Source organism: Enteroscipio rubneri (assembly GCF_002899715.1).
Classification (GTDB): domain Bacteria; phylum Actinomycetota; class Coriobacteriia; order Coriobacteriales; family Eggerthellaceae; genus Enteroscipio; species Enteroscipio rubneri.
On sequence record NZ_PPEK01000001.1, the window covers coordinates 464249 to 487167 of the forward strand.

Consider the following 22919-nt stretch of genomic DNA (forward strand, 5'->3'; position numbering starts at 1 on the left):
AGGGATAGCATGTCCGATAAAACCTATATACCCTCGGGCGAGGAGGCGCCTGCTTTGCAGATCGGGTCCACGCTCGAGGCGCTTGCGGCCACTATCGCGGGCCGGCGCGGAGCAGGAGAGGAAAGCTACACGTATCGCTTGCTTACGAGTTCGCCCGACGAGGTGCTGAAGAAGGTCATGGAGGAGGCGGGCGAGGTGGCGCTTGCGGCCAAGGACGTGGAGGCCTGGGCAACGTCGTCTTTGGCAGCGGCGCTTGCGGCGGCAGGAGCCGACGGCGCGGCCGACGAGTTGGCCGTACAGCTGCCGCCCGAATACGATGCAGCCATCGACCATTTGCGCTATGAGGCGGCCGACGTGGTGTACCACCTGCTCGTCGTGCTTGAGCGCTACGGCATTGATCTCGATGAGTTCGCGGCGGAGCTCAACAACCGCATGACAGACGCCGAGCGTCCCAACGGCGGCGTCCGTTTGTATGAAGAGCATGTTGAGAGAGGAAAGTAACATGGCACGACTTTTCGGAACCGACGGGGTTCGCGGTGTGGCCAACACGCAGCTCACGTGCGACCTCGCGTTCAAACTTGGCCAGGCGGCCGTGGCGTTCCAGGGGACCACCATCCTCATCGGCAAGGACACGCGGCTTTCGGGCGATATGCTGGAGTCGTCCGTGGCGGCCGGCATCATGTCGATGGGCGGCACGGCGCTTCTGGCCGGCATCATCCCGACGCCGGCCATCGCCCTTCTGGTGCGCGAGCTGCATTGCGACGGCGGCATCGTGATCTCCGCTTCGCACAATCCGCCGGAGTACAACGGCATCAAGCTGTTCGACGGGCAGGGTTTCAAACTGCCTGACGCGGTGGAGGACGAGATCGAGGCCTTCGTCGCGCGCGGCGGCGCGGCGGCCGACGAGCTGCCGGCCGGCGATGCCGTGGGCGTGGCGCTTCCGGTGGAGGATGCGTGCGAGCTCTACGTCGCGCATGCCGTGTCCACGGTGGCCGACGAAGGCATCGATTTCGCGGGCCTCAAAGTTGCGCTCGATGTGGGTCATGGCGCATCGTGCATGACGAGTCCCGAGGCGCTACGTCGCCTCGGAGCCGAAGTCGCGGTCATCAACGAGGAGTTCGACGGCACCGATATCAACGTGCGGTGCGGCTCCACCCATCTCGAGCCCCTGCGCGAGCTGGTTGCCGCGACTGGCGCGGATGTGGGCATCGCGCACGATGGCGACGCCGACCGCGTGATGCTGGTGGATGCCGAGGGCAACGAGATCGACGGCGACGTGGTGGAGGCCGTGTGCGCTCTCGACCTCAAGGAACGTGGACTCCTTGCCGGCAACACCGCCGTGTCCACGGTCATGTGCAATCTCGGCCTCGCCCATGCGATGCGCGACGCGGGCATCGAGCTCGTCCAAACGAAGGTGGGCGACCGCTATGTGCTTGAGGCCATGCGTGCGGGCGGGTTCGTGCTGGGAGGCGAGCAGAGCGGCCACATGATCTTCCTTGAATACAACTCCACCGGCGACGGCCTGGTCACAGCTTTGCAGTTCCTGGCTGCATGCAGGCGCAGGGGGAAGTCCATCGCCGAAGCCGCCGCGGTCATGACGCGCTTCCCGCAGACGCTCGTCAACGTTCACGTGAATGACAAGCATGCCGTCGACGGCAACGCAGCCGTTCAAGCCGCCGTCAGCGCGGCCGAGGCCGAGCTGGGCGATTCCGGTCGCGTACTATTGCGCCCCTCCGGCACCGAACCCGTTGTTCGCGTTATGGTGGAGGCTGCGAGTGCCGAGGAGGCCGACCGCCACGCGCGCGCCATCGCCGACGTGGTCGAGCGCGAGGTCTAGCAAGGCGTCCCTCGCCATGCTCTCTGCCTCTTCGGAGGGCGGGTCTCGAGCGAATGCTTGCTATTTGCGCTCCAGCGAGCAGCCCTCGAAAAATCCGGAGGGCTGCTCGCCGTGACGTGTAAATCCGCGACGCGTCCTCAAAAGCGCGGGGCGCGCCGCGAAGATCCTCGTTGCATGACTGGTCGATCCGTTCGGCTATCCGAGCTGATGCTTTTACGTATCTCCGAGCGCAGAGGCTGCGTGGGACGAGGGGATAGGAGGTGTCGGACGGCGCTCCCATCACCTCGCAAGGAACCCTAGCGCACGAACTTTGCCAACAGGCGCACGAGCAGGCTCGGTTTGCGGCTTTTGGCCCCTGGGGCGGGATGCTTCGCGAGCGTCTGCTCTGGAGCGCTGGCCGGGATCGTGCCCGTTCGGGGCGGCTCGATCTCGTCGGCTTCGAGCGCCGGATGCGTTGCGGGCTGTGATGCATTCTGTGCACGAGGCGCCTTGGGCGACTGCGTCGTGGGCGATGCTGCACTCTGCACCGATACGCGCGCCGCCTCGGCCGCCCGCGCTGCCGCAAGCGCCGCCGCCTCGGCCGCGGCGGCGGCATCCAGCGCTGCAACTTCGGGCTCCGTGCTTGAAACCGCCAGGGTATCCTCGGCAGCCTCGTTCGCTGCCATGAGCTGAGCTGCGCGCCGACGCGCAGCGTCGCGGGAAGCCTCTTCTTCCGCAGCCTCAAGCCTGCGCTGTTGTGCGCGCCTGATCAGGAACTCCTGTGACTCGAACAGCTCTGTGACGCCGTCGTCGCTTTCTTCGGCGAACGCACCAAGAGGCGTGTAACTCTTGTCCGGCATGAGCTCGCGCAGTTTGGCGGTGTCGCGCATGCACAGATCCAGGTAGCCGACGATCTGGTCACGTAGCTCGTCGTCGAGGATAGGCCAGGCTATCTCGATGCGCTTGTCCATATTGCGCGTCATGAGGTCGGCGCTTGACAGGTACAGCTTCATGTTCTCGCGCGGACCGAATCCGTAGATGCGGCTGTGCTCGAGCAGCCTGCCCACGATGGAGATCACCCGCACGTTGTCGGTGAAGCCCTCAAGCCTCGGCACGATGCACGAGATGCCGCGAACAAACAGCGTCACCGGCACGCCTGCCTGCGACGCTTCGACGATCTTCTCGATCACATCCTTGTCGGTGACGGAGTTCGTCTTGAAGTAGAGCCCGCACGGCTCTCCTGCCCGTGCTCTCTCGATCTCATGGTCGATGCCTGTGATGATCATTGGCTTGATCTGCAGCGGAGCAACCCAGAGGATGTCGTAGTTATCGGAGGTATTCTCCAGTCCCATATTGCGGAAGAACTCGGTCGCGTCACGGCCGAACGTCTCGTCGGTCGTGATGAACGACAGGTCGGTGTAGAGCTTCGCTGTCTTCTCGTTGTAGTTGCCCGTGCCCAGCTGCGTGATGTGCTGCAAGCCGCGCTCTGTCTGGCGCGTGATGCAGCAGATCTTCGAGTGCACCTTGAAGTCGCGGAAGCCGTAGATGACGTTGCAGCCGGCCTCTTCGAAACGCTGCGACCACTCGATGTTGTTGCTCTCGTCGAATCGCGCGCGCAGTTCGAACAGCGCAGTCACCTCCTTGCCGTTCTCGGCTGCAGCGATAAGCGCTTCGGCGAGGTGCGACTGGCTGGCTAGGCGGTACAGCGTGATCTTGATGGAGATGACCGACGGGTCGCTTGCCGCCTCCCGCAGAAGCTGCACGAAGGGATCCATGCTCTCGTAGGGGTACGACAGCAACACTTCCTTCTCGAGCACCTGGTCGATGACGGGACGGTTATGGTCGAGGCAGGCGGGCCATTGTGGCGAGAACGGCACGTTTGTCAGTGGTGCGCGCTTCTTTTCCGGCAGGCGTCCGGGAAGCCCGAACGTGTAGCTCATGTCGAGCGGGACCGTGGTTGAGTACACCTGATGCGGCTTGAGGTTCAGCCGCTTGAGCAGGAGCTTGCCGACGGTTGACGAGAGCGGTCGCTCGCTTTCTAGCCTCACGGGCGCCAGACGAGCGCGCTTCTTGAGGATGCGCTTCATGTGCTCGCGGTAGTCCTCGTCGCTTTCGTCGGTGCCCTCGGTGGCGTCGAGGTCGGCATTACGCGTGACGCAAATGACGTTGGTGTGCTTGACCGTGTACATCGAGAATATTTCGGCGGCCACCATCTCGATGGCATGTTCGAGCAGGATGAACTGCATGCCGGACTCTGGCAGCGCGATAACGCGATCGCACTGCCGCGGCATGGGCACGAGGCCCAGCGTCACGCCTTCGGCGCCGAGATTCTTGGCCTTGTCGGTTTTGGCCGGCTTCTCAACCCCTTTGCTCTTCTTGGCGCTCTCTTCTTCGTTGAGGCGCACGACAACGTAAAGCGCGCCGTTCTCAAGGTGGGGGAATGGGTGACGCGCATTGATGATCTGCGGCGAGAGGAACGGCATGACATTTTTGCGCACGTGTTCGGCTAGGAAGGCGCGCTGCTCTTCGGTCAAATCCTCGGGGCGCAGGTGATTCACGCCGTGCTCGGCGAGCAGGTGGCGCACCTGCTCGAACGTGCGCTCTTGGATGGGGTAGAGCTCGTGGCATCGTGCGTAGATGGCGTCGAGTTGCTCGGAAGGGGTCATGCCGGACTTCGAGTCGATGATCTGCTTCTTTACAAGCGACAGGTCGGTCAGGCTGCCGACGCGCACCATGAAGAACTCCTGCAGGTTGCTCCAGAAGATGGAGATGAAGTTCAGGCGCTCAAGCAAGGGCACCGTCTCGTCGGCACCCTGGTCGAGCACGCGCTCATTGAACGTGAGCCATGATAGTTCGCGGTTCTGCATGTAAGGGGCAGCCTTCTGCGCCCCAGCGCTTTCGATGTCTTCGGGCGATCGCCCATCGGGTTCGGCCTGCCGTTCGACGCCAGTGGCGCTTCCAAGGCTGTTCGATGCGTTATCCGATGATGCTGCCGATTCCGAGCCGATCGATGATTGCTTGGCTTCCATGGGCGCTCCCTTCCCGTGCTCTCCCCGTGCCCCTTCGGACCCTCTCGTGCTAGCTCAGCATGCGCTCAATGAGATACCCCTCGCGCACGCCGTATTTGCAGATCTCAAGACGCTCGGCGCCCAGCTCCTCGAAGAGGGCGAGGAGGATGACGCAGCCCGGTACGAGCGTGTGTATGCGCTCCGCTGATGCCTTGAGCGCGGTGTGCGCGAACGTGTCGGGATCCTCATGACACCATTCCAGTATCGCACGAATCTCGTCCGCCGTCATGGATTTCGGCCGGACGATGTCGCCTGCGGCCTGCGCCTGCATCTTGGCGGCGGCGCGAACGCTGCCGCCGATGCCGTAGAGAACCGATGCGCGATAGGCCCGCGCATCCGGAAGCGCTCCCAAACGCGCGCGCAGGCGGCAGGCAATGGCCTCCGACTCTGTAGCGGTCGGCAAGATGCCTCGCACGTAGCGTGCGAATGACGAAAGCGACCCTTGGCCCATGCTTGCGTTGTCGAAGTCGCGTCCTCCGTCAATGCGCGTGAGCTCCGTCGAGCCGCCGCCGATATCCACGAGAGTCCCCCGCTCCACCGTGCGGTCCCACGTTGCGCCCACGAAGCCGAGATGCGCTTCGTCCTGCGCGGATAGCAGCGCGATGGAGAGCCCGGAGCGCTTCTCGATGGCGTCCACGGCCTCCTGGCAGTTCGAAGCATTGCGCAGCACGGCAGTGGCGAAGACATCGAGTCTTCTGCAGTCGAAGTACCGCGCGCGCTTCGCATGGCCCCGCAGCACGCTCGCCGCCTTCTCGATGCCTGCTTCCGTGAAGACGCCGTCGGACACGTAAGCAGCCAGGCCCGCCATTACCTTGTCGTTGATAAGGCTTTTGAAGCTCTTGGGCGCACAGTCTCCGGGGCCGTTCCCCTTCACCTCGTACACGACGAGGCGGATCGAGTTCGATCCAAGGTCTATCACTCCGTAGTTCAGCATAGCGCCATCCTGTCCGGCCGGTCGTATCGGCGTGGCGAGTCGGGTTCGCTTCCTTTCCATTGTAGACAAAAGCGGCCTTCGCCGGTCAGGGTTTTCGAATCCGACGATTATGTTTTACCGAATTTTGACGAAAGCCGCCGAAGTGCGCATTGCCGACGTGCTGCAAACCTGATCCGGTCCGGGATTCTGCGACGAGGGAAGGCGAGCTTGGGCGCATCTCGATGAGGAGGCCGATATCCGCACGTGATCGTAAGGATGCGCTGGTTGGCCTCAAGCATCTACGTGCAGGAGGCCCGCAAGGCTGTGCTATGATGGGGTCTTGATCTCGGAAGAGGGGAGACCGACCCATGCTGGAAACCGTGGATTTCTCGCTGGAACCGTTGCCGAAAGAGGAGTACAAGGTTCGTCGCGACAAGCTCATGGAGCAGCTCGTGGTTCTGCAGCAGCAGGCGCGGCAGCAGGGCGTGGGTCTCGTTGTCTTGTTCGAGGGCTGGAACGGCGCCGGCAAGGGCAGCCGCATCTCCGACCTCATGTTCAATCTCGATGCGCGTGCGACGTCCGTGGCCGTGACGGAGGATCTCGATATCGAAGCGGCCCGCACGTTCGCCGGCGCACCCTACGGCGTGACGGGCTTTTATCCGGTCATGCAGAAGTTCTGGGAGGAACTCGGTCCGCGGGGCAACATCACATTCTACGATCGCGGCTGGTACACGGCCGCGACGCAGCACATGCTCTACACCGAATTCGGGGACCTGTCCCTCGACGAGGTACGCGAGAAGCATAAGGGCGCGGACGACACCCGGAAGGACAAGCGCGAGAAGAAGGGACCGGCGGCGCTCGTCGCCCAGGCGCGCGATGAACGGCAAAGCGACGCGCTGCGTCGCTATCTCACATCCGTTGCGGATTTCGAGCAGCAGCTTGTCGACGACGGGTACCTGGTGGTGAAGTTCTTCGTCCATGTGACGCAGGAAGCCCAGGAGAAGCGTCTTTTGCGCTTGCGCAACGATCCGGCGACGCGCTGGCGCGTCAGCAAAGAGAAGCTTGCGAGTGCGCGCAACTACGCCCAGGCCTATCGGCTCTACGACAACCTGTTGGAGGGCAGCGACTTCTCGTACGCCCCTTGGCATCTGCTCAATGGCGAAGACAAGCGCCGCGCCAATCTCGAGATCGCTGAAACCTTGGTGCTGGAATTGGAGAAAGCGCTCTCGGCCCAACCCGACGAGGATGCCTCCGCGGCTGCGGCCAAGGCGCAGGCGAACTCCTCGGGCGCGATCGAGGAAGCGCCGCTGTTTGGCCGTCCGTCCGAGGAAGAGGCGCGCATTCGGAAAGAGGCCGAGCGCGAAGCCGCCGAGGCGAGCGCCCGCGCTCCGCGCGCCTCGAAGTTCCGCCTGATCGAGAAGCCTCCTCGGCTCGACGAGGTGGACCACTCCCTTATCCTCGATCCCGATGCGTACAAGGTCGCACTTAAACGAGAGCAAAAGCGGCTGAACCGGCTTGAGATGGAGATGTACCAGAAGCGCATTCCTCTTATGATCATGTACGAGGGCTGGGACGCTGCTGGCAAAGGCGGCAGCATCAAGCGCGTGGCGCAGGCGCTCGATGCGCGCGCCTACACGATCTTCCCGAGTCCCGCGCCTACAAAGCCCGAGCTCATGCACCCCCACCTGTGGCGCTATTGGACACGCCTGCCAAAGGCGGGGCACGTGGGCATATACGATCGCAGCTGGTATGGGCGCGTGCTGGTTGAACGCGTGGAGGGTTTTGCTGCGCCTTCCGAATGGGCGCGCGCCTACGACGAGATAAACGAGTTCGAGCTTGAACTTGTGCGTTGGGGAGCCATCCTCTTGAAGTTCTGGGTGGACGTGAGTCCTGAGGAGCAGCTGCAGCGTTTCCATGATCGACAGAACGATCCGGCCAAGCAGTGGAAGATAACCGATGAGGATTGGCGCAACCGCGATAAGTATCCCCAGTACAAAGCCGCAGTAGAGGATATGTTCCGCCTTACATCCACACCGTTCGCCCCCTGGATCGTGCTCGAAAGCGATGACAAGCGTCATGCGCGGGTCAAAGCGCTCAAAATAATCAACGAGGCCCTAGAAGCGCGCTTGCGCGAAAACTGAGATCGCGTTACTATGGGCTGCAACACTTGAGCGACCGTGCGCTTTCGAGCGCTTGAACAAAAAGGGGTAATCAGCATGTCGATATTTGGATTCGATGTTCCCATGGAGGCCATCTGGATTATCGTGGCCGTCATCGTGCTCATCATCATCGCGTTCATTGCGAAGGGATTCATCGACGAGATGAAGAAGTAGGCGTACGGGCCCTGTCGGTCGCGATAATTGCGCTTTTGTTTGCATTACGCCCCCTTTCCGGGGGCGTTTGTTTATTATGATACCGATCCGGCAAGGTGAGCCTGCAGAGGCAAGGAACGTCTCGCGGCATCCCTTCCACGACGATCGTTCGAAAGGTGGATATGGTCGAATCTCGACAGCATCCCGATCCTCCCCGGCGTGAACGTCCGGCGCGGGATCGTTCTGACGCGAGAGCCGGCGCCCCGGCGCCGCGCAGCGTGCGGCCTGCGGCTGGTCCTGCGAAGCCTGGGCATGTGGCAGGCGGAGCCGGTGCGAGTCGTTCTGCAGCGGGCCGACAAAGCGCGACGCGGCCCGTCGCTCGCCAGGGGGCGCATCGGGCCGCAGAATCACCGCAGGGAGCATTCCGCGCAGTGCAGCCGGGCAGTAGGAGGGGAATGGGCGCAAGCCGGCATTCCTCGGGAGCGCCTCGTAAGAAGGGCGGTCCGTGGCGTGTCGTATTCTGGATTGCGCTCGTTGTGCTCGTGGCGTCGCTTGCATCGCTTGGCGCTCTTATCTTCAGCTACTGGCAGGGGCAAAGCTCCTATGAAGAACTAGCCGAACAGGAGTTCACGGCGCCCGACGACATCGAAGGCGCGAGTCTGGCTGATTTTTCCGTCGACTGGGATGCATTGCGCGCGATTAATCCTGATATTGTGGGTTGGGTGTTCGTGCCCGGTTCGGAGATAAACTATCCCATCGTGCATACGGCCGACAACGAATACTATCTTACGCACGACTTCAAAGGGACCGAGGGCTTTCTTGCCAAGCACGGCGCCATCTTCCTCGCGGCTGAGAACGAGGGCGATTTCTCCGATCCGAACAACCTCGTCTACGGCCACAACATGCGCGACGGCTCCATGTTCGCCTCCATCACCGGCATGACCGACCAAGCGCGTTTCGACGAGCTTCGCACCGTGTACATCCTCACGCCACAGGGAAACTACCGTCTGCGGACGTTTTCGCTCGTGCATTGCGCGGCCGACGATCCGCTCGCTCAAATGACGTTTTCGAGCGAGGAAGAGCGCGTGTCGTACGTCCAGGACAAGATGGACCGGTCGGTGGTCCTGGCCTCTGACATTCCAGCTGCCTCTGACACGACGAAGACCTTCGCATTCTCCACATGCGACAGCCTTCCCACTGACGGGCGCTACGTGCTGTTCGCATCCGTTGTAGAGAGTACGTTCGCTGCTTCCGCAGATGGGGGCGCAGCTCCTGTCGACCCTGACGACCCTGCAGCCGTCGACGGCGCGTCGAAGGAGGCGACTTCGTGAGCGGATCGGTGCTACCAGGTGGGCGTCCCGACCGCCCGGAAGAGGAGTGTGCCGTGTTCGGCGTGTTCGCCCCCGGCGAGGACGTTGCCCGCATGGCCTGCTTCGGGCTGCAGGCGCTGCAGCACCGCGGGCAGGAGAGCGCCGGCATCGCCGTGGGCGACGGCGAGACCGTGATGGCGGCGAAGGACCTGGGCCTGGTGACGCAGGTGTTCGACGAGGCTACCCTCGCGGCGCTCGAGGGCTTTGTGGCCGTGGGCCATGCCCGTTACTCCACGAGTGGCGGTGCCGCGTCGTGGGAGGCTGCCCAGCCGCACATCTCGGCTATCGACGACGTGCTCATTGCGCTGGCGCACAACGGCACGCTTGTGAACACGAGCCGCCTGCGCGCCCGCCTCGTGGACGAGGGCGTGCAGTTCCGCTCGAACACCGACAGCGAAGTGGCCGCGAAGGTTATCGGCCAGGTGACGCGGGCCACGCACCACCTGCGCAACGGCATCCGCCGCGCCATGGAGGATCTGTCGGGCGCCTACGCCATGGTGCTGGCCAGCCCCGACTCGCTCTACGCGTTCCGCGACCCGAACGGCATCCGCCCGCTGTGCATCGGCGAGCTGCCGGACGGCCGCGGCTGGGTGGTGTCCAGCGAGACGTGCGGGCTGGACATCGTGGGCGCGCGCTACGTGCGCGACGTCGCCCCGGGCGAGATCGTGCGTTTCAACGAGGACGGCATGCACGCTGAGCAGGGCGTTCCCGCAGGCAGGCCGGCCGCGTGCATCTTCGAGTACGTGTACTTCGCCCGCCCCGACAGCGTGATCGACGGGCAGAGCGTGTACCAGGCCCGCCGCAGCATGGGGCGCATCCTGGCGCAGGAGGCGCCCGTGGAGGCCGACCTCGTGCTGGGCGTGCCCGACTCGGGCGTGCCGCCGGCCCTCGGGTTCGCGGCCGAGAGCGGCATCCCGTATGCCGACGGCATCGTGAAGAACCGCTACGTGGGCCGCACGTTCATCGAGCCCACCCAGGCCATGCGGCAGCTGGGCATTCGCCTGAAGCTGAACCCGCTGCGCTCGGTGATCGAGGGGCAGCGCCTCGTGGTCATCGACGACAGCATCGTGCGCGGCAACACTTCCAAGAAGCTCGTGCAGATGCTGCGCGACGCGGGGGCGGCGGAGGTGCACCTGCGCATTGTGAGCCCGGAGGTCAGGTGGCCGTGCTTCTACGGCATCGACACCGACACGCGCGACCAGCTTATCGCGGCGAACATGACGCTTGACGAGATGAACGCGTGGATCGGCTCGGATACGCTCGCGTTCATCTCGCTCGCGGGTCTGCGAGCCGCCGTGCCCGACGCGCGGTGCCAGGGGTTCTGCGATGCCTGCTTTACCGGGGACTATCCGGTGGCCGTTCCCGAGGCGGCGGCTCGCAAGAGTGGTGCGACGATGAGGCGTGACGCGAGCGAGGATGCCTGATAAGGTGTGCCAAGTGCGTTGCGCATACATGGACACTGTGGAAAAGACGGCACTCGTTTTTGGGTAGCCGAGCGAATGAAGGGGGCGGCAGCACGCCAGCCCAGGATGCAAGGAGCAAGAATGACCGAAAGAATAACCGTGAGCCCGGCCGATGCAGACGATGCTCCCGCGATGCCCAGCTGGATGGACGAGGAGGCCACGACCTACGCGCAGGCGGGCGTAGACACGGCCGAGGGCGCGCGTGCCGTGGACGCCATCAAGGGCGTCGTGCACGACACGTACCGGCCCGAGGTGGTGGGCGACATCGGCGGTTTCGGCGGACTGTTCTCCATCGCAGCGGCCAAGGACATGGACGACCCGCTGCTGGTGAGCGGAACCGACGGCGTGGGCACGAAGCTCAAGGTGGCCCAGCTGGCCGGCAAGCACGACACGGTGGGCATCGACCTCGTGGCCATGTGCGCGAACGACATCCTGGCCACGGGCGCCGAGCCGCTGTTCTTCCTGGACTACGTGGCCATCGGTAAGCTCAAGGCCGAGAACGTGGCCGAGATCGTGGCGGGCATCGGCGAGGGCTGCAAGCAGGCCGGCTGCGCGCTCATCGGCGGCGAGATGGCCGAGCACCCTGGCGTGATGGATCCGGACGACTACGACCTGTCCGGCTTCTGCGTGGGCGTGGTGGATCGCGCCAAGATGCTCGATCCGACGGCTGTGCGCGAGGGCGACGTGCTGATCGGCCTGGCGTCGAGCGGCCTGCACTCCAACGGCTACTCGCTGGCGCGCAAGGTGTGCGTGGAGGGCAAGACCCACTACGAGCTGCGCATCGAGCGCGAGGAGCTGGGCGGCGCCAGCCTGCAGGACGCGCTTCTGGTGCCCACGCGCATCTACGTGAAGCCCGTGCGTGCCGTGCTGGACGCGTGCCCCGGCGCCGTGCGCGCACTTGCGCACATCACGGGCGGCGGCATTTCCGAGAACCTCGACCGCGCGCTGCCGAAGACCTGCGACGCCGAGGTGGACCTGGGCACGTGGCCGGTGCCTGCCATCGCGTCGTTCGTGTGCGATGCGGCGCATCTCGACGAGGCCGAGGCGCTCAAGACGTTTAACATGGGTCTCGGCATGGTCTTGATCGTCGACCCCGAGCGCGCCGGCGAGGTGGAGGCTGCCCTGGCCAAGGCCGGCGAGGCCACGTACCGCGTGGGCCGCATCGTGGCCGGCGAGGGCAAGGTCCGCTACGCGAACGACGGCGCGCTGTACGGGTACGAGGAGTAAGGCCCAAAGAGGGCAACGGTTCGGAGATTCCGTACAGGCGCCCTCCGCGCCGATGCGGCATGAAACCATCGGAAGTCTTGAGCCGTCTCACGGCGAGGATCGAGGAGGACTTTTCGCAAAAGGCCAGGTCGTTTCGAGGGACTTTACGCTGAGGCCAAGCGATTCTTCCGAATTCGATGATTTTCTGCCACCTTCGGTCTATGGGCGTTAACGGGGATCGATCGGCTCCTCTTAGAAGCCGTGGTGGAGCTTGGGCCTGACAGCCTTCCGAACGCGGCAGAACCTAGGCTCGGCAGTCTGCCCGAATGAGGTGAGGGGGCGGGTCGAAGCGAAGGAGATGAGCATGGAGAAGCTTAAGATCGGGGTGCTGCTTTCCGGCGGCGGCACGAACCTGCAGGCCATTATCGACGCGATTGCGGACGACGGACTGCCGGTGGAGGTCGTGCGGGCAGTATCGTCGCGGCCGGACGCTTACGGCATCGAGCGCGCGAAGGCGGCGGGCATTCCCGTGACCGTGCTCAACCGCGACGTGTACGCCGACCCGGAGGCGGCCGACGCGTGCATCGTGGCTGAACTGCGCGAGGCGGGGACGGAATACGTGGTCATGGCGGGTTACATGCGCAAGGTCACGCCGGTCATGCTGGGCGCGTTCCCGAACCGGGTGCTCAATCTGCATCCGGCGTTGCTGCCCTCGTTCAAGGGTGCGCATGCTATTCGCGAAGCCTTCGATGCGGGCGTGAAGGTGACGGGCATCACGGTCCACTTCGCGAACGAGGACTACGACAAGGGCCCCATCGTGGCGCAGCGCGCCGTGGAGGTGCGCGAGGACGACACGCTTGAGTCCCTCGAGGCGCGCATCCACGATGCCGAGCACGCGCTGTACCCCGAGGTGCTGCGCCTCGTGGCCGAGGGCCGCGTGAGCGTGGGTGAGGACCGCAAAGTGCATATCGCCCCTGCCTGACGTTCGCTTTCCCTGTCCGGTCGTGCGAATGCGCGTCTGACGTGTAGGTCCCCTCTTCCGGCGCGCGGGGAGGGGCATGCGGTATTCGGCCGTGTCCAGCGCGCAGCTTGCAATCGTGTTTGTCGATCGTAAGGAGCCCTGCTCATGAACAAGGAAACGCTGCAAATCATTGTCGACGACCTGCGGGCGGGGCGTACGCCCCGGCTCTCGCCCGAGGATTTCCCGTGCTTCTCGGCCGAGGCGCTCGAGGGCAACCAGCATGTGGACCCGTCGTACCTTGACGTGGTTGCCGCGAGCTTGACTGCAGCCGATGCCCCCACGTTCGAGCGCGCTCTGCGCGCGATGGAGGAGGGCGACCTCGCCTGGCTTGGCTTCAAGGTGGTCTACGACGCTGCCGAGGCCCAGGCCAACACCGACAACGAGGTGACGAAGAAGTACGGCGACGTGGGCTCTGCCGATGGCGAGCCGCTCGTGTTCTTCTGCAACGACGCCAAGGAAATCGTGGCCTCGCGCCCGTTCAGCCCGCGCGATACGTTCCAGATGAAGGACGCCACGCGCGGTCCCTCGATGCATAACGAGCAGTTCGAGGGCCTTACCTGGCTCTCCGTGCCGTTGTTCGACCAGGTGCAGGTGTGGCTGCTCGGCGCGTCGGACGCCGCGAGCGAAGTGGCGGCGCTTGCCGACCACGTGGGCTTCTCGGTCACTGTGGTGGACTACGATCCCGCCTATCTGAGCGAGGCACGCTTTCCGCGGGCGCGCCGCATCGTGCTGCCCGGCGGCACCTTCGACGGGCTGGCCGGGCTCGCCTGCGCGCCGGAGGACTACGTGTGCGTGCTCACGCGCGGCCACATGTTCGACCCCGAGGGCTGCGTGTGGGCAACCAGGCATCGCGCGCACTATGTGGGCATGATGGGCTGCAAAGGCAAGAACGATACCGTGCACGGCCTTGTGCTGGCCAAGGGCGGCACCGAGGAGGACTGGCAGCGCGTGAAGCGCCCCATCGGCCTCGAGTTCGGCGCGAAGACGCCCGCCGAGCTGGCCATCGCCATCGTCGCCGAGCTGGTGGACGTGCGCTACCGCGAGCGCTACGGCGAGGAAGCGCGCGAGCGCCACGAGAAAAGCCTGGGCCGGTAGGAATCGGGGTCACCCGGCTGCTTCGGAGTATTTTCCGCAGCTCATCGCCTTGCAGAGCAGATCGTTGGCGCGGCGTGACGTTTCGACCAGCTGCCGCCGCTCTTGGTCGGTGAGCGCTTGCAGTTCCTGGGAAATGCGCTGGTCGACGAAATCGAAGTAGTCGAGCAACAGTCGGGTTCCCGCACAGGTGAGCGACACGGTGACGGTGCGGCGATTCTCCTCGTTATGGCGGCGCTCCACATATCCGGCTTTCACCAGAGGCTGCACCGCCCGGGTTGCCTGCTCTCGTGAAACGGCGATGCGCTGGGCCAGCTCGCCCATGTTGGCGGCCCCCAGCTCGTTGATGGTGCACATGATCATGATTTGCGACTTGGTGAGATCCGCTTGTCCGGAAAACAGCGTATGCTTTATGAGTCCTTGATACGCGAAGAAGGCGCCGATGATCTCCCCGTGTTCCTCGCGCTGGGTGAGGGTGTCGCTGCCATCGTCTCTCGAATCCCTTGAACCGCGCTTCGAAGCAATCATGGAATTTTCCTCCGTGGCCGTTGCCATATCGAAGATGTCTACTATAATAGCGGAACATCAATATTTGATTTATATCAAGTATAGCACGGATAGAGACAGGTTGCTTGCAACAGCCGAGAAACACATTGCAAGCATTGCCGAACTATCGAAGGCTGCCAAACCAGGCAGCCTTTCTGTATCGGAAACCGTATCCGGTCGGGCGGCCGGACGGAGGGAGAGCGCACTTCATGGGTCTTACAAGAAAACAAGCGGTCATGGTGGCGGTGATGTTGGGCGGTACGTTTCTTGCCGTCTTGAACCAGACGCTGCTGTCGCCTGCGATTCCGTCCATCATGGCCGATTTCGGCATTTCGGCGCCCACGGCGCAATGGCTGATGTCGGGCTATTCGTTGGTGGAAGCCATCATCATCCCGCTGTCGGCGTACTTGATCGGGCGATTCTCCACCCGCAAACTGTTTATCACGAGTTTCGCGCTGTTCGCCGCGGGTAGCGCGCTGGCTGCCTGGGGCCCGGACTTCGTCGTGGTCATGGCGGGTCGCATCCTACAGGCCGCGGGCACAGGCGTGGTCATGCCCATGGTGTTCACCGTGATCATTCTGCTGTTCCCGCGCGAGAAGCGCGGCGTCGCCATGGGCCTGATCGGCCTGTTGATCGGCTTCGCGCCTGCCATAGGGCCTGCAGTTTCGGGCTTGCTGGTGGACTCTGTGGGCTGGCATGTGCTGTTCATGATCGTGACGGTGCTGGCCGTGGTCGTGCTGGTGCTAGGCGTATTCGCGCTGGAGAACTACGGCGACTTCGAGCGCACGACACTCGATGTGCCGTCGGTGCTGATGAGCTCGGTGGGCCTGGTGTGCTTGCTCTACGGCCTGTCGTCGTTCTCGTCGGCTGGCAACCTTGCCGTCCCGGCGGCGTTGATCGTGGCCGGTGCGGCGGTGCTGGCGCTGTTCGTCCGTCGTCAGACGAAGCTCGACAACCCCATGCTGCAGGTGGGCGTGTTGGGGACCGTGCGATACCGCATCGCCGTCATCTGCATCGTGACGCTGCAAGCCGTGCTTATCGGCCTTTCGTCGGCCCTGCCGCTATTCATCCAGAACGTGTGCGGCTATTCCGCCACCGTCAGCGGCTTTATCGTGCTGCCGGGCGCGCTGCTCGGCGCGGTGATGTCGATGTTCGCCGGGCGCATCTTCGACAAGCGCGGCGTTCGCGGCGTGGTGGTAGGCGGCAGCTTGGTGATGCTGGCGGGCGCGGTATGTCTGTTCCTTCTGCCGGCCGCCGCGGGCGTGCTGTTCATCGCGGGCGCGAACGCCGTGCTCATCTTGGGCTTGCAGGCGTCTATGACCCCGCTCAACACCTGGGGCATCAATTCGCTCGACAACCGCGTCATCCAGCATGCGAACGCGCTTTCCAACACGTTGAACCAGGTGGCGGCTTCGTTCGGCACGGCACTGCTCATATCGGTGTCGGCCATGGGCTCCGTCGTGGCCCCGCAGGCGGGCGCGGCCGAGCAGCTGTACGCGGGCTATCACCTGTCGTTCGCCGTCGTCATGGTTCTGGCCGTCTGCTTGCTGCTGGTGGTGCTGGCGTTCGTGCGCGACAAGCGGAGCGCGCCCGCGAAAGCGGCGCCTCAAGCCGTTGCGGCCCAAGACGATGATGCGATTCTGGTGAAAGCTGCGATGAATCGCGACGCAAGCTGGATTTCCCAGACGGCTTCCGTCCGCGAGGCGCTGCTTGAAATCGCGAAGGCTGATACGAGCGGGCTGCCCGTGGTGGACGCCCGCCAGCGCGTGGTCGGCTTTATCTCCGACGGAGATATCATGAACTACCTGGGAAAAGACGATAGAAGTGTGGACACGGCGCTGTTCATGTACCGCTTCGTCGACGACGAGAAGCTCCAGTCGCGCCTGGCGTCGCTGCTCGACAAGAACGTGATGGAGCTTGCCACCAAGCGCGTCGTCACGGTCGAAAGCTCGATGGACTTGGGCGAAGCCTGCCGCGTGCTGGCTGAGCGTCGCATCAAGAAGGTGCCCGTGGTGGACGGCGGCAGGCTGGTCGGGGCGCTCAGCCGTCGCAACATCGTCCGGAACGTGGTCGAGGGTCTCTCGTAAGGGGGGGGATCCGCCTGCGGATCGGCATCGTGTCGCGCGCAAGCCGCAGGCGTCGCGGGCATTGCGGTAGCCGATGAAGCTACGAGCGTCGCGCGAATGCGGGAATCGTGTCCGGTGTCGGGATTATTCCGAACCGCCCTTCTCGGGCAGGCGGCTGTCATGGTATTCTGCGCAACAGAGAGACGCGTCGTGACTGACGGGCTAACGTGGGGCACCACGGGGAAGCGGCGCGCACATACAAGCCGACCGTCTGGGCAAGCCGTTCGAATAGGAGCAGCTTGCCTTTTTTCATGCATGGGCGGCGGACGGAGCGGACGGCTGGCGAACGCGAAAGACAAGGAGAGCTGATGCACAAACTCATCGAACTGTTGGAAGGCAACCCGTACCCCGGACGGGGCATCGTGGTCGGCAAGGACCGCGTATACTATTTCATCATGGGCCGCAGCCGGAACAGCCGCAACCGCATCTTCGTGGAAACGGACGACGGCATCCGCACCGAAGCCCACGACCCGGCCCTGCTGGAGGATCCCAGCCTCATCATCTACCACCCGGTGCGCGCAATGGGCGATGCGCTCGTGGTCACCAACGGCGATCAGACCGACACCATCGTGGATGCCGGCGATTTCCGCGCCGGCTGCATGGCGCGCGAATTCGAGCCGGACGCGCCCAACTTCACGCCGCGGATCTCGTCGATCGTCTACGCGGACGGCTCGTTCGAGCTCTCCATCCTGAAGCACCAGCCATCGGGCCGCTGCCTGCGCGAGTTCTTCGCCTACGAGGGCTGCGACGAGGGTACAGGCTACTTCATCAGTACGTACCAGGGCGACGGCGATCCCCTTCCCACCTTCGCAGGCGAGCCGGTGGAAGTGGTTCTCCCCGAACCCGACGCGATATGGCGCGCGCTTGACCCAGACAACAAGGTGTCGCTGTATGCCAACGTGGCAGGTAGCGTGACCTTGTACAACAAGAACCTCGGCGACTAACGAAGGAGACGCAAACCCTATGAACGAGCTGGAATTGAAGTACGGCTGCAATCCCAACCAGAAGCCCTCGCGCATATTCATGAAGGATGGTTCCGATCTGCCCATCGAGGTGCTGAACGGCAAGCCAGGCTACATCAACTTTCTGGATGCCTTCAACTCCTGGCAGCTGGTGCGCGAGCTCGCGCAGGCCACGGGTTTGCCGTCGGCTGCATCATTCAAGCACGTGTCGCCGGCGGGTGCGGCGGTGGGTCGGCCGCTCTCTGATGTCGAGCGGCAGGTGTACTTCGTGGACGAAAGGGGCGACCTCAGTCCCATCGCCTGCGCCTACATTCGCGCGCGCGGCGCCGACCGTTTGTGCTCGTACGGCGATTGGGCGGCCTTGAGCGAGGTGTGCGACGCCGACGTGGCCCGTTACCTGAAGACGGAGGTGTCCGACGGCATCATTGCCCCCGGCTATACCGACGAGGCGCTCGAGATTCTCAGGACCAAGAAGGGCGGCAAGTACAATGTCGTGCGCATCGATGCGGACTACGTTCCCGTCGAAGCCGAGCGCAAGGACGTGTTCGGCATCACCTTCGAACAAGGTCGCAACAACTTCGAGATCAACGAAGCGCTGCTGGAGAATGTGGTGACCGAAAACAAGGACGTGCCCGCATCCGCCAAGATCGACATGATGGTGGCGCTCATCACGCTGAAGTACACGCAGTCTAACTCCGTGTGCTATGTGAAGGACGGCCAGGCCATCGGCGTGGGCGCCGGGCAGCAGAGTCGCATCCACTGCACGCGCCTGGCGGGGAACAAGGCCGACAATTGGTGGCTGCGCCAGCATCCGAAGGTGCTCGGCCTGCAGTTCGTCGACGGCATTCGCCGGCCCGATCGCGACAACGCCATCGACGTGTACACCTCCGACGAGTGGGAGGACGTGCTGCGCGAGGGAGAATGGCAGCGGGTGTTCGCCGTGAAGCCCGAGCCACTGACCGCTGCGGAGAAGAAGGAATGGGCTGCCACGTTGGAGGACGTGACGGTGGGATCCGACGCGTTCTTTCCGTTCGGTGATAACGTGGAACGCGCGCGCAAGTCGGGCGCGGCCTACATCGTCGAGCCGGGCGGCTCCATCCGCGATGACAACGTGATCGAGGCGGCGAACAAGTACGGCATTGCCATGGCCTTCACGGGCATGAGGCTGTTCCACCACTAGGCTGCTTGCGGGTGCAGGAGCCCGCGTTCGCCGGAGCCCCTTGCGCCTTTGGCAGTCGGGGCTCCGGCGGAGAGGTTTATGGTTGTTCTTTGACGGGAAGGCAACGCGCCTGTCCTGCCTTCCGTCACCCCGTTGCCGTTTTGTATAGTGGCCCCATGAAGAAATCCGAAGCGCTCAAAATTCTCGGGCTAGTCGACGGCGCAACCGACGACGAGGTCAAGCAGGCCCATCGCAAGCTGGTGATCGCGCATCATCCCGACAAGTTCCCTCTTGAATCAAAGGAGCGCGCCGATGCCGAGGAGTTGACCAAGCGCATCAACGAAGCGCGCGATGTGCTGCTCAACCGCTCATGGACGCCTGAGTTCGATCCGCGCCGCGACCCGCGGCCCTATGCGGGCAATCCGTTCGCGCATCCGACCGCCGCGCCACAGCCCGGTGCGCCTCGGGACGGATGGGATCCGTTTGCCGACTGGCCGTTCGGCCAAGGGCAGCCGACCTCTTCCCAAGGGGGCCGTACCGCTTATGTGTGGACCTCGTGGGACGGCAGTCGGACGGCGGACGGCGGAACCCCGGGCAACATGCCGTTCGACTTCGACCCGTTCGACCCGTTCGCGCCTTTCCGAGCTGCGCGCGAGCAGCAGAAGACGCCACAGGAGCGGCTCGATGAGGCGCGAACCGCCCTCGGGCGCGAGGTCGGCATCGTCGTGGCGAAGGCGGCGGCCCTCGTCGTGCTCGCGCTTGTCGGTTCGGCGGCAACAGGGTTGTTCCTGTACGTGGTCGCATCGTTTGTCTACGGTCTGTGGAAGCGGTTCGGTTCATGCCTCATCGGGCTGCTGCTGCCTATTGCTCTGTTTGCGATGCCGTTCGTGTTCCTCATCGCGCCGCGTCAGGGGGCCGTCACCATCGGCTTGGCCGTGTTCTTCCTCGTGGCCGTGCTGTTCGATGCGTCGAATCTACGCGATCTCGTGCGCTCCTATCGGACGGCCCGCTCGGCCATTCGATAGCAGATCTCGCTGAAAAGGCGTGCGTGCTGCTTCACATGCGCCGCTTTCGAATGCGCGCTCGCGTCCCGTTGCACCCGCACTGGGCGAATCCATGTTTGCGGCGGTTTCTTGCGCCTCCGCTGCGCCTTCGTCGCTTGCGTTCGCGCCCGCTTGTTACGTCCGGCCTTCTGCTGGCCGGTGAGCGCATCGCCTCAGATCGGCCGCGCGTGCGATCGTGCTATACTGACCTCTGCTCAATGCCGTTTGCCTACCACGGAAAACGGGTTGGGAACAACCCGCCGGGAAAGACGCGGAAATTCGTTGAATTTCCGAGTGAAAGGGTATACTGCCTGTGGCGAACCGTCGTCGCGCACGAACGCGGCCCCGCCTACCCCGTGCTCCCGAAGGAGGAGGCAAACGATGATAGTGCTCGAAGAGCCGTACGTGTCCGAACCGCTGGCTGCTTGGCTGGAGGAATCACAGCATCCGGTGCTCGATAATGCCGTCTCTCGCGAGCAGGGAGAGGGCAGGGCGCTCAACATCGTGGCGGAGGACGAGGCCGTTCGCCGGATCGACGGGGGCGAGCGCGTGTACACGAACTCTGAGAACGCCCTCGCGTGGATCATGGACAACGTTCACAACGAGAGTCTTGTGCGCGGCATCGGACTGTTCAAGGACAAGGCGGCTATGCGTGCGGCACTGGCACCGCTCGATCCCGACCTGTTTTTCAAAACCTGCTCGGTGGACGAACTGTTCAAACTCGACTATGCCCGGCTTGATCCGCCGTTCGTTTTGAAGCCTTCCGTCGGATTCTGCAGTGTGGGCGTGTACGCTGTGCAGAGCAGGGAGGATTGGGAACGGGCGCTCGCCGATATCGCTCAGAACGCCTCCGCCTGGCACGACTTGTATCCCGAGAGCGTCATCGGCGCCGGGTCGTTCATTCTCGAAGGCTATATCGACGGCACCGAATACGCCCTCGATGCCTTTTTCGATGAAACAGGCGCTCCTCATGTCCTCAACGTGCTGCGCCACGATTTCGCCTCGTCAGAGGACACGAGCGATCGTCTGTACATGACAAGTCCGTCCATCGTGCGGGAGACGACCTCCCTGTTCACCTCGTGGCTCAACCGCGTAAACGCGCTCGTGGGCGTTCGCAACTTCCCGGTGCACGTCGAGGTGCGCGTTGCGGACGGGCATGTGTGCCCCATCGAATTCAATCCTCTGCGGTTCGCAGGACTCGGCGGCACCGATCTGAGCCTGTACGCTTACGGTTTTCGCACCTACCAGGCATTTCTCGAGGATGATGTACCCGATTTCGATGTAGCGTTCGCCGACAAGGAGGGAAAGGTGTACTCCATGTCGTTGCTGAATCCCCCGCAGAATGCGACGGGCGGCGAACGGTTCGACTATGACGCGTTTCTCGGCCGGTTCTCGCACGTGCTGGACATGCGTCCGTTCGATCTGAACCGTGTCGGCAACTACGGCTTTCTCTTCCTCGAAACCGACGCAGACACTGCCGATGAGTTGACGTTCCTGCAGCACTCCGACCTGGAAGAGTTCCTCCGCTAGCGCGGAGGACGCGACGGGTCGGAGAAGACCGTGAAGCTTTCCATACGCAATCTGCTGATCGGCCTTGTCATCGTCATCGTGCTAGCGGTGGTGCTGTTGCGCGGTGACCAGCTGGTTGAGCTGGTGGAGACGATGAAAAAAGGTGCGGCCATCCCGCTTATCGCGGCATTGTGCACGCAGCTGGGCAAGTACTTCGCGCAGAGCTTCGCCTATTCGTTCGCATTCGAGGCGGTCGACGAGCATATGGATCCTCGCTCGACGCTGCCGCTCGTGTTCGGCACGTTCTTCATGAACACCATCGCGCCCTCGCTCAACCTCGCTGGCACCACGCTCGTGGTAGACGACGCTCGCCGTCGCGGCATCGCGCCGGGAAAAGCGACGTCGGCGGCGTTGCTCATGCAGATAACCGTGGACTCCGGGTTCGCCACCATCATGCTCATCGGATTCGCCATCCTGGCGGCTACAGTTGGTCTATCGCCGCTGTGGTTTCTGCTTGGACTGGTGGTTATAGCCCTGGTCAGCGTCATGGTACTCATCCTCGTGCTCGGCAGGAAGCGTCCCGCGCTCGTGCTGCGCATACTGCGACCGATCGAGCGGCTCGTCGACCGTATTCGCGCGCGCTTCAAGAAGCCGCCGCTCGATTCGTGGGTGGAGCGGGCTGTGGCTTCGTTCTCGGATGCGGCAGGGCTCATCGGGCACAATCCGAAGACGACGGCCAAGGTGTTCGGCTGCTCGATCGTGGCAAGTTCGTGTGAGCTCGCCTGCTTCTGTCTGGTGGGCGTCGCCTTCGGCGTTACGTACCCCGAGGCTCTCATCTGCGGTTACGTTGTCGCGACCCTGTTTGCCATGATCTCGATCACCCCGCAGGGTGTGGGCGTGGTCGAGGCGGCCGTGGTGGTGGCGTTCACCTCGTTCGGCGCGTCGAGCGCCGCAGGACTTTCGATCGCGCTTGTGTACCGGGGCATCGTGTTCTGGATGCCGTTTCTTATTGGGGCAGTGCTCATCCAGACGACGAAGACGTTCCGCCATGATGCGAAGCGCACGGCGCGCAATCAGAAGAGCAAGGATCGCCTGAGCGGGACTGTAGCCGCCGCCAAGCAGATCGATGCCCATGTCGAAGGACCTCGGGACGCAACGGGCGGTCCTCAGGCCGCTGCGGGCGGCCCCGAGGCGCAGCGACCGTCTGCGGCCGAAGCGGATTCCGGTGCGAGCTCTGTTGCCGATCCGTCTAAAAGCGCCGCTCCGCACGCTCGGTGACGTTTCCCGGCGTCGCATAAGGCTCATATAACAGT

Annotated in this window: 17 protein-coding genes and 1 riboswitch; of the genes, 14 read left to right on the top strand and 3 right to left on the bottom strand. The window is 63.7% G+C overall.

The window, feature by feature from the left end; genetic code table 11:
- Positions 1 to 9: 9 nt before the first annotated feature.
- Positions 10 to 501 (top strand): phosphoribosyl-ATP pyrophosphatase, encoded by a 492-nt coding sequence (locus C2L71_RS01950; RefSeq protein WP_103264087.1) that lies wholly within the window; start codon positions 10 to 12, stop codon positions 499 to 501.
- A 1-nt stretch (position 502) separates the two neighbouring features.
- A complete protein-coding gene (gene glmM, locus C2L71_RS01955; protein WP_103264088.1) occupies positions 503 to 1837 on the top strand; it encodes a phosphoglucosamine mutase in 1335 nt (444 codons plus the stop codon).
- Positions 1838 to 2133: 296 nt separating this feature from the next.
- Here the strand turns inward: glmM and ppk1 are convergent, their stop codons facing one another.
- Both ppk1 and C2L71_RS01965 read right to left on the bottom strand, forming a co-directional pair.
- A complete protein-coding gene (ppk1, locus tag C2L71_RS01960) occupies positions 2134 to 4845 on the bottom strand; it encodes a polyphosphate kinase 1 (RefSeq protein ID WP_103264089.1) in 2712 nt (903 codons plus the stop codon).
- A gap of 49 nt (positions 4846 to 4894) precedes the next feature.
- A complete protein-coding gene (locus tag C2L71_RS01965) occupies positions 4895 to 5818 on the bottom strand; it encodes a Ppx/GppA phosphatase family protein (protein WP_103264090.1) in 924 nt (307 codons plus the stop codon).
- A 347-nt stretch (positions 5819 to 6165) separates the two neighbouring features.
- Between C2L71_RS01965 and C2L71_RS01970 the strand changes: the two genes are divergently transcribed.
- From C2L71_RS01970 to C2L71_RS01995, 6 genes are all read left to right on the top strand, one after another.
- Positions 6166 to 7938 carry a polyphosphate--AMP phosphotransferase gene (locus C2L71_RS01970; RefSeq protein WP_103264091.1) on the top strand — a complete coding sequence of 591 codons (1773 nt, stop codon included), beginning with the start codon at positions 6166 to 6168 and terminating at the stop codon, positions 7936 to 7938.
- 626 nt (positions 7939 to 8564) lie between these two features.
- The gene (gene srtB, locus C2L71_RS01975) at positions 8565 to 9440 is read left to right on the top strand and encodes a class B sortase (protein WP_187143224.1); all 876 of its coding nucleotides are present in this window, start codon (positions 8565 to 8567) and stop codon (positions 9438 to 9440) included.
- The gene (gene purF, locus C2L71_RS01980) at positions 9437 to 10903 is read left to right on the top strand and encodes an amidophosphoribosyltransferase (protein WP_103264093.1); all 1467 of its coding nucleotides are present in this window, start codon (positions 9437 to 9439) and stop codon (positions 10901 to 10903) included. The genes srtB and purF overlap by 4 nt, the downstream gene beginning before the upstream one ends.
- A 120-nt stretch (positions 10904 to 11023) precedes the next feature.
- A complete protein-coding gene (purM, locus tag C2L71_RS01985; RefSeq protein WP_103264094.1) occupies positions 11024 to 12169 on the top strand; it encodes a phosphoribosylformylglycinamidine cyclo-ligase in 1146 nt (381 codons plus the stop codon).
- A gap of 343 nt (positions 12170 to 12512) precedes the next feature.
- Positions 12513 to 13130 (top strand): phosphoribosylglycinamide formyltransferase, encoded by a 618-nt coding sequence (gene purN / locus C2L71_RS01990; protein WP_103264095.1) that lies wholly within the window; start codon positions 12513 to 12515, stop codon positions 13128 to 13130.
- A 144-nt stretch (positions 13131 to 13274) separates the two neighbouring features.
- Complete coding sequence (locus tag C2L71_RS01995) at positions 13275 to 14264, top strand: XdhC family protein (protein ID WP_103264096.1); 990 nt, start codon at positions 13275 to 13277, stop codon at positions 14262 to 14264.
- A gap of 9 nt (positions 14265 to 14273) precedes the next feature.
- Here the strand turns inward: C2L71_RS01995 and C2L71_RS02000 are convergent, their stop codons facing one another.
- On the bottom strand, positions 14274 to 14789 hold the full coding sequence (locus C2L71_RS02000) for a MarR family winged helix-turn-helix transcriptional regulator (protein ID WP_157938916.1): 516 nt from the start codon (positions 14787 to 14789) through the stop codon (positions 14274 to 14276).
- 227 nt (positions 14790 to 15016) lie between these two features.
- On the opposite strand from C2L71_RS02000, the gene C2L71_RS02005 reads away from it, so the two are divergent.
- The 6 genes from C2L71_RS02005 to C2L71_RS02030 all read left to right on the top strand — a co-directional run bounded on the left by C2L71_RS02005 (position 15017) and on the right by C2L71_RS02030 (position 22884).
- Positions 15017 to 16894: an MDR family MFS transporter gene (locus C2L71_RS02005; RefSeq protein WP_103264098.1), complete on the top strand. Its 1878-nt coding sequence runs from the start codon at positions 15017 to 15019 to the stop codon at positions 16892 to 16894.
- 179 nt (positions 16895 to 17073) lie between these two features.
- Positions 17074 to 17157, top strand: a riboswitch (ZMP/ZTP riboswitch).
- A gap of 84 nt (positions 17158 to 17241) precedes the next feature.
- A complete protein-coding gene (locus C2L71_RS02010; protein WP_103264099.1) occupies positions 17242 to 17877 on the top strand; it encodes an IMP cyclohydrolase in 636 nt (211 codons plus the stop codon).
- A gap of 19 nt (positions 17878 to 17896) precedes the next feature.
- Positions 17897 to 19075 carry a phosphoribosylaminoimidazolecarboxamide formyltransferase gene (locus C2L71_RS02015; RefSeq protein WP_103264100.1) on the top strand — a complete coding sequence of 393 codons (1179 nt, stop codon included), beginning with the start codon at positions 17897 to 17899 and terminating at the stop codon, positions 19073 to 19075.
- A gap of 155 nt (positions 19076 to 19230) precedes the next feature.
- Entirely contained in the window at positions 19231 to 20079 is an 849-nt protein-coding gene (locus tag C2L71_RS02020; RefSeq protein ID WP_103264101.1) for a J domain-containing protein, read from the top strand.
- 399 nt (positions 20080 to 20478) lie between these two features.
- Complete coding sequence (locus C2L71_RS02025) at positions 20479 to 21627, top strand: ATP-grasp domain-containing protein (protein WP_103264102.1); 1149 nt, start codon at positions 20479 to 20481, stop codon at positions 21625 to 21627.
- Between the two features lie 30 nt (positions 21628 to 21657).
- Positions 21658 to 22884, top strand: coding sequence for a lysylphosphatidylglycerol synthase transmembrane domain-containing protein (locus tag C2L71_RS02030; protein WP_239926226.1), 1227 nt, complete (start codon positions 21658 to 21660; stop codon positions 22882 to 22884).
- The last annotated feature ends 35 nt before the right edge of the window (positions 22885 to 22919 follow it).

What these genes read in the sequence shown, in the direction of transcription:
- C2L71_RS01950 (WP_103264087.1), top strand. Translation starts at nt 10, where the DNA reads ATGTCCGATAAAACCTATATACCCTCGGGCGAGGAGGCGCCTGCTTTG.
- glmM (WP_103264088.1), top strand. Translation starts at nt 503, where the DNA reads ATGGCACGACTTTTCGGAACCGACGGGGTTCGCGGTGTGGCCAACACG.
- ppk1 (WP_103264089.1), bottom strand. Translation starts at nt 4,845, where the DNA reads ATGGAAGCCAAGCAATCATCGATCGGCTCGGAATCGGCAGCATCATCG.
- C2L71_RS01965 (WP_103264090.1), bottom strand. Translation starts at nt 5,818, where the DNA reads ATGCTGAACTACGGAGTGATAGACCTTGGATCGAACTCGATCCGCCTC.
- C2L71_RS01970 (WP_103264091.1), top strand. Translation starts at nt 6,166, where the DNA reads ATGCTGGAAACCGTGGATTTCTCGCTGGAACCGTTGCCGAAAGAGGAG.
- srtB (WP_187143224.1), top strand. Translation starts at nt 8,565, where the DNA reads ATGGGCGCAAGCCGGCATTCCTCGGGAGCGCCTCGTAAGAAGGGCGGT.
- purM (WP_103264094.1), top strand. Translation starts at nt 11,024, where the DNA reads ATGACCGAAAGAATAACCGTGAGCCCGGCCGATGCAGACGATGCTCCC.
- purN (WP_103264095.1), top strand. Translation starts at nt 12,513, where the DNA reads ATGGAGAAGCTTAAGATCGGGGTGCTGCTTTCCGGCGGCGGCACGAAC.
- C2L71_RS01995 (WP_103264096.1), top strand. Translation starts at nt 13,275, where the DNA reads ATGAACAAGGAAACGCTGCAAATCATTGTCGACGACCTGCGGGCGGGG.
- C2L71_RS02000 (WP_157938916.1), bottom strand. Translation starts at nt 14,789, where the DNA reads ATGATTGCTTCGAAGCGCGGTTCAAGGGATTCGAGAGACGATGGCAGC.
- C2L71_RS02005 (WP_103264098.1), top strand. Translation starts at nt 15,017, where the DNA reads ATGGGTCTTACAAGAAAACAAGCGGTCATGGTGGCGGTGATGTTGGGC.
- C2L71_RS02010 (WP_103264099.1), top strand. Translation starts at nt 17,242, where the DNA reads ATGCACAAACTCATCGAACTGTTGGAAGGCAACCCGTACCCCGGACGG.
- C2L71_RS02015 (WP_103264100.1), top strand. Translation starts at nt 17,897, where the DNA reads ATGAACGAGCTGGAATTGAAGTACGGCTGCAATCCCAACCAGAAGCCC.
- C2L71_RS02020 (WP_103264101.1), top strand. Translation starts at nt 19,231, where the DNA reads ATGAAGAAATCCGAAGCGCTCAAAATTCTCGGGCTAGTCGACGGCGCA.
- C2L71_RS02025 (WP_103264102.1), top strand. Translation starts at nt 20,479, where the DNA reads ATGATAGTGCTCGAAGAGCCGTACGTGTCCGAACCGCTGGCTGCTTGG.